Origin of the sequence: Cellulomonas iranensis NBRC 101100 = JCM 18110, from assembly GCF_001552375.1 — a bacterium.
GTDB lineage: Bacteria > Actinomycetota > Actinomycetes > Actinomycetales > Cellulomonadaceae > Cellulomonas > Cellulomonas iranensis.
In genome coordinates this window covers 1-5,203 of sequence record NZ_BCRB01000143.1, presented here as the reverse complement: position 1 = coordinate 5,203, position 5,203 = coordinate 1, and the positions used below count along the sequence as shown (strand labels likewise).

The following is a 5,203-nucleotide window of genomic DNA, read 5'->3' as shown; positions in this document are numbered from 1 at the left end:
CCCGCGAGCGACGGCCCGCCGCCGCCGCGGGCCTGGGCGGACCGCGACCCCGCGGCGGCCGCGCGTCTCGCGGCGGCGCGCGCGGTGGTGGCCGAGCTCTCGGAGCAGCACACGGTGCCCGTCGAGAACCTGCTGCAGCCGGACCTGCTGCGGCGGCTGTGCTGGTCGCCGCCGGCCCCGCTCGACGCCGCGGCGGTCGCGGCGACGCTGACGGCGGGCGGTGCGCGCGCGTGGCAGGTCGAGCTGCTCGCGGACCGGCTCGCGGCGGCCTTCGCCACGGCCTGAGCCCGGCGGTGACCCCGCCGGCGGCCTCCCGACGCGCCGTCGGGGGCACGCTCCGGCATGCTCGGTGGTGCGCGGGAACGCGCTGGTCCGCCGCTGTTACTCTTGAGTAACTTCGTGCGTCCAGGGACCATGGTCCCGGCCGCGCGACGACGCACCTCGCGCGCTCCACCGGACACCGCCGTCCCCCAGGAGGACAGATGCCGAGCACCTCCCCCGCCGCCGCCCGGTCGCAGCACGGCCGCAGCGTGGTCTTCGTCGACGGGGTCCGCACCCCGTTCGGGCGCGCCCGCAAGGACGGGCTGTACGCGCACACCCGCGCCGACGACCTCGCCGTGCGGACCGTGCGCGAGCTGCTGCGCCGCCACCCGCAGCTCCCGCCCGAGCGCGTCGACGACGTCGCGCTCGCCGCGACCACGCAGCAGGGGGACCAGGGCCTGACGCTCGGGCGCACGGTCGCGATGCTCGCGGGCCTGCCCCCGACCGTCCCGGGGTTCGCGATCGACCGGATGTGCGCCGGGGCCATGACCGCCGTGACGACCACGTCCGCGGCGATCGGGGTCGGCGCGCAGGACGTGACGATCGCGGGCGGCGTGGAGCACATGGGCCACCACCCCATGGGCTTCGACGCCGAGCCGAACCCCCGCTTCCTGGCCGAGCGGCTCGTCGCCCCGGACGCGCTCAACATGGGCGTCACGGCCGAGAACCTGCACGACCGGTTCCCGGAGCTGACCAAGGAGCGCGCCGACGCGTACGGCGTCGCGAGCCAGGAGAGGTACGCCGCGGCGCTGGCGTCCGGGCGCATCGAGCCCGACCTCGTGCCCGTCGCGCTGCGCGACCCCGAGCGCGGCTGGGGCCTGGCGACCGCCGACGAGCCGCCGCGACCCGGTACGACCCTCGCCGCGGTCGCCGACCTGCCCACGCCGTTCCGCCCCGGCGGGCGCGTCACCGCCGCGACCTCGGCTCCCCTGACCGACGGCGCCGCGTCCTGCCTGCTCGCCGCCGAGGACGTCGCCGAGGAGCTGGGCCTGCCGGTGCGCATGCGGCTCGTGTCGTTCGCGTACGCGGGCGTCGAGCCCGAGGTCATGGGCCTGGGGCCCGTGCCCGCGACGCGCCGCGCGCTCGAGCGCGCGGGCCTGACGATCGACGACGTCGGGCTCGTCGAGATCAACGAGGCGTTCGCGGTGCAGGTGCTGTCGTTCCTCGACGCGTTCGGCATCGCCGACGACGACCCCCGCGTCAACCCGTACGGCGGCGCGATCGCGGTCGGACACCCGCTCGCGTCGTCGGGCGTCCGGCTCATGACGCAGCTCGCGCGGCAGTTCGCCGAGCGCCCCGACGTCCGCTACGGCCTCACGACGATGTGCGTCGGCCTGGGGCAGGGCGGCACGGTCGTCTGGGAGAACCCCCACTTCACCGGCGAGGAGGCCGCCCGATGAGCACGACCGCGCCGCGCGAGGAGCGCGTCACGCACGCCCTGGTCCGCGACGTCCGCCTGCCCGGCTGGCTCGGCACGCTCGCGCTGGTGACGCTCGACAACGGGCTGGACCACACGAAGCCCACGACGCTCGGGCCGCGCGGCGTCGCCGAGCTCGCGGACGTGCTGCGCACGCAGCAGGCCCGAGCGGACCGCGGCGAGATCGCGGCGCTGGCCGTCACCGGCAAGCCGTGCTACCTCGCGGCGGGCGCCGACCTCACGCAGGTCGCCGGCGTGACGTCGCGCGACGACGCGCTCGCGCTCGGGCGCGGCGGCCACGCCGCGTACCGGCTGCTGGGCGAGCTGGGGGTCCCCACGTTCGCGTTCGTCAACGGCGCGGCGCTCGGCGGCGGGCTCGAGGTCGCGCTGAACTGCGACTACCGCACGGCGTCCGCCGACGTGCGGGCGCTCGCGCTGCCCGAGACCGGGCTGGGCCTCGTCCCCGGGTGGGGCGGCGCGTACCTCGTGCCGCGGCTCGTCGGGATCGAGCGGGCCGTCGACGTGGTCCTCACCCGGCCCGCCGCGAACAAGCCGTTCACGGCGCAGCAGGCCGCCGAGATCGGGCTCGTCGACGTCGTGCTCGACCCTGCGGACTTCCTCGAGGAGTCGGTGCGCTGGGCGGCGCGCGTGCTCGCCGGCGAGGTGACGGTGCCGCGGCGGCCGCTCGACGACGCCGCGACCTGGCGCACGGTCGTCGAGGGTGCGCGCCGGCACCTGGACGCCGTGGTGCACGGCTCGCGCCCCGCCCCCTACCGCGCGCTCGACCTGCTCGAGGCCGCGCGCGACGCCGACCGGGACACCGCGTTCGCGGCGGAGGACGAGGCGCTGGCCGACCTCATCATGAGCGACGAGATGCGCGCGAGCGTGTACGCGTTCGGGCTCGTGCAGGGCGGCCGCAGGCCGACCGGCGCCCCGGACCGCGCGCTCGCCCGGCCGGTCACGCGCGTCGGCGTCGTCGGTGCCGGGCTCATGGCCGCGCAGATCGCGCTGCTGCTCGCGCAGCGGCTCGGGGTCCCGGTCGTGATGCGCGACCTGGACGAGGAGCGCGTCGCGCACGGGCTCGCGACGGTCCGCTCGACGGTCGAGCGGCTCGTGTCGTCGGGGCGCATGACCTCCGACGCCGGTGCGCGCATCACCGCCCAGGTCACGGGCTCGACCGACATCGCCGTGTTCACCGACTGCGACCTCGTCATCGAGGCGGTCACCGAGGTCCTCGACCTCAAGAAGCGCGTGCTCGCCGAGCTCGAGGACGTGGTCGCGCCCGACGCGGTGCTCGGGACCAACACGTCAGCCCTGTCGGTGACGCGCATGGCCGCCGACCTGCGCCACCCCGAGCGCGTCGTCGGCCTGCACTTCTTCAACCCGGTCGCGGCGATGCCGCTCGTCGAGGTCGTGCAGGCCGAGCACACGTCGGCCGAGGCGCTGGCCACCGGGTTCGCGGTCGCGGCGCAGCTGCGCAAGACCGCGGTGCTCGTGCGGGACCGCCCCGGGTTCGTCGTCAACCGGCTGCTGGTGCTGCTGCTCGGCGTGATCGTCGACGCGGTCGAGCACGGCACGCCGGTCGAGGTGGCGGACCGTGCGCTCGACCCGCTGGGCCTGCCGATGCCGCCGTTCGAGCTGTTCGACCTCGTGGGACCCGCGGTCGGCCTGCACGTGCTGACGTCGCTGCGCGACGACCTCGGCGACCGGTTCCCGCGCTCCCCCGGGCTCGAGAAGCTCGTCGCCGAGGGCACGCCGGTGGTGCGTCCGGCGGCGGCCCGCGGGCTGCCCAAGCGCGTGGACCCCGCGGTGCAGTCGGTGTTCGACGCGGCCCGTGAGGGCGCGGCCGACGCGACGCCGCTCGACGAGGCGGGCGTGCTCGACGCCGTCCTCACGGCGCTCACGGTCGAGATCGGGCACATGCTCGACGAGGGCGTCGTCGCGACGCCGCAGCAGATCGACCTGTGCATGATCCTCGGCGCCGGCTGGGGCTTCCACCTCGGCGGCATCACGCCGTACCTGGACCGCCGCGGCTACAGCGAGCGGATCCTGGGGCGCCGCCTCCTGCCCGACGGCGTCGCGAACGTCCCCCACTCCTGACCCCTCCTTGCCTCCCACCCTCCCGCGAGAGTGCGATCCAGTCACCGCACCGCCCTCGCCCACCCCTCCCGCGAGAGCGCAATCCAGTCACACGCCCACCCCCACCACTCTCGCGAGAGTGCGATCCAGCTGACCGCGTCGCCGCGGCACGTCGTCGCCGCACGCCCACTCACCCACTCACCGGCTCACGAGAGTGCGATCCAGCGACCGGGTCGCCCTGAGCGCGCCGCGCCGTGGTCACCGATGCCCCGAGCCGCCCTCAGAGTCGGTGCGCGGCAGAGTCGTCCACGGCCACGAGCCCCGTGTGCGTCTCGCGGCCCGGTGACCGCGACCGTGTGCGGATGCAGGACGCCCCCGTGCTCGACATGCGTCACCTCCGCGCCACCGGCTCCACCTGGGCCGCCAGCCACCGGCTCGTCACGTCAGGGCGGTACGTCCAGCTGTTCCGCAGCGTGCTCGTCCGTCGGGACCTGCTCGAGGACCCCGCCACACGGGCTCGCGCGATCAGCACGGTGCTGCCCCGTGGCGCCGCCGTGTGCCGTGAGACCGCTGCGTGGCTGCACGGTGTCGACACGCGCGCCCCCGGGCTGCACCTGCGGCCACCCCGCCTGCAGTGCATCGTCCCGACGGCAGTGCCTCGCGTCCGACGGCCCGGGCAGCAGTGCTGGACCGGCGCGTTGCCCGCGGCCGACGTCACCGTGCTCGGTGGCGTACCCGCCACGACGGCCGAACGCACGGCACTGGACCTCGCCCGGTACGCACCCGGGTACATCGGCCTCGCCGCGATCGACGCCTTCGCGCACGCGGGCCTCGTCGACCCCGCACGACTCGTGCGCCGCGCGCGCGAGCTGCCCGGGGCACGCAACATCGCGCGCGCCCGTCGGCTGATCGAGCTCTGCGAACCGCAGACCGAGTCGGCCGGCGAGTCCTGGCTCCGCCTCCGGCTGTTCGAGGCCGGTCTTCCCCGGCCTGAGGCGCAGATCTCGATCCGTCACGGCGGTCGCGAGGTCTACCGCCTGGACCTCGGCTACCGCGACGCCCGCGTCGGCGTCGAGTACGACGGCGACGAGCACCATCACCGGACGGTGGCGCAGCGACGGGCCGACGAACGTCGACGGGACGACCTGCGGATCCGGTTCGGCTGGACCGTCATCGGGGTCCACCGGGGCGACGTCCTCGGGAGCCGCAACGCGCTCGAGAGAGCCGTCGCCGAGCTCATCCGGCACGAGGGGGTCGTGCTGGGTCGTCAGACGTGGTGACCACCGCGTCCGCCGTCGCCCTCACCGCCCGACCCGAGCGTGCTGTGCTGGGCACGGTCACGGGGTGGCGACGACTCGATCGCACTCTCAAGGACATGAGGGGTGG

At 75.7% G+C, this 5,203-nt stretch carries 3 protein-coding genes and 1 pseudogene; all 4 read left to right on the top strand.

Annotated features, from left to right (window positions below):
- Positions 1–285 (top strand): annotated as a pseudogene (locus CS2_RS19210) (ribonuclease D); the annotation flags it as partial.
- A gap of 197 nt (positions 286–482) precedes the next feature.
- Entirely contained in the window at positions 483–1,721 is a 1,239-nt protein-coding gene (locus CS2_RS17590; protein WP_070320947.1) for a thiolase family protein, read from the top strand.
- Positions 1,718–3,838, top strand: a complete 2,121-nt coding sequence (locus CS2_RS17585; RefSeq protein ID WP_070320946.1) for a 3-hydroxyacyl-CoA dehydrogenase NAD-binding domain-containing protein — start codon at positions 1,718–1,720, stop codon at positions 3,836–3,838. Before CS2_RS17590 ends, CS2_RS17585 begins: the two co-directional genes overlap by 4 nt.
- Before the next feature lie 341 nt (positions 3,839–4,179).
- On the top strand, positions 4,180–5,097 hold the full coding sequence (locus CS2_RS17580) for a type IV toxin-antitoxin system AbiEi family antitoxin (protein WP_156442205.1): 918 nt from the start codon (positions 4,180–4,182) through the stop codon (positions 5,095–5,097).
- Positions 5,098–5,203 lie beyond the last annotated feature (106 nt).

What these genes read in the sequence shown, in the direction of transcription:
- CS2_RS17590 (WP_070320947.1), top strand. Translation starts at nt 483, where the DNA reads ATGCCGAGCACCTCCCCCGCCGCCGCCCGGTCGCAGCACGGCCGCAGC.
- CS2_RS17585 (WP_070320946.1), top strand. Translation starts at nt 1,718, where the DNA reads ATGAGCACGACCGCGCCGCGCGAGGAGCGCGTCACGCACGCCCTGGTC.
- CS2_RS17580 (WP_156442205.1), top strand. Translation starts at nt 4,180, where the DNA reads ATGCAGGACGCCCCCGTGCTCGACATGCGTCACCTCCGCGCCACCGGC.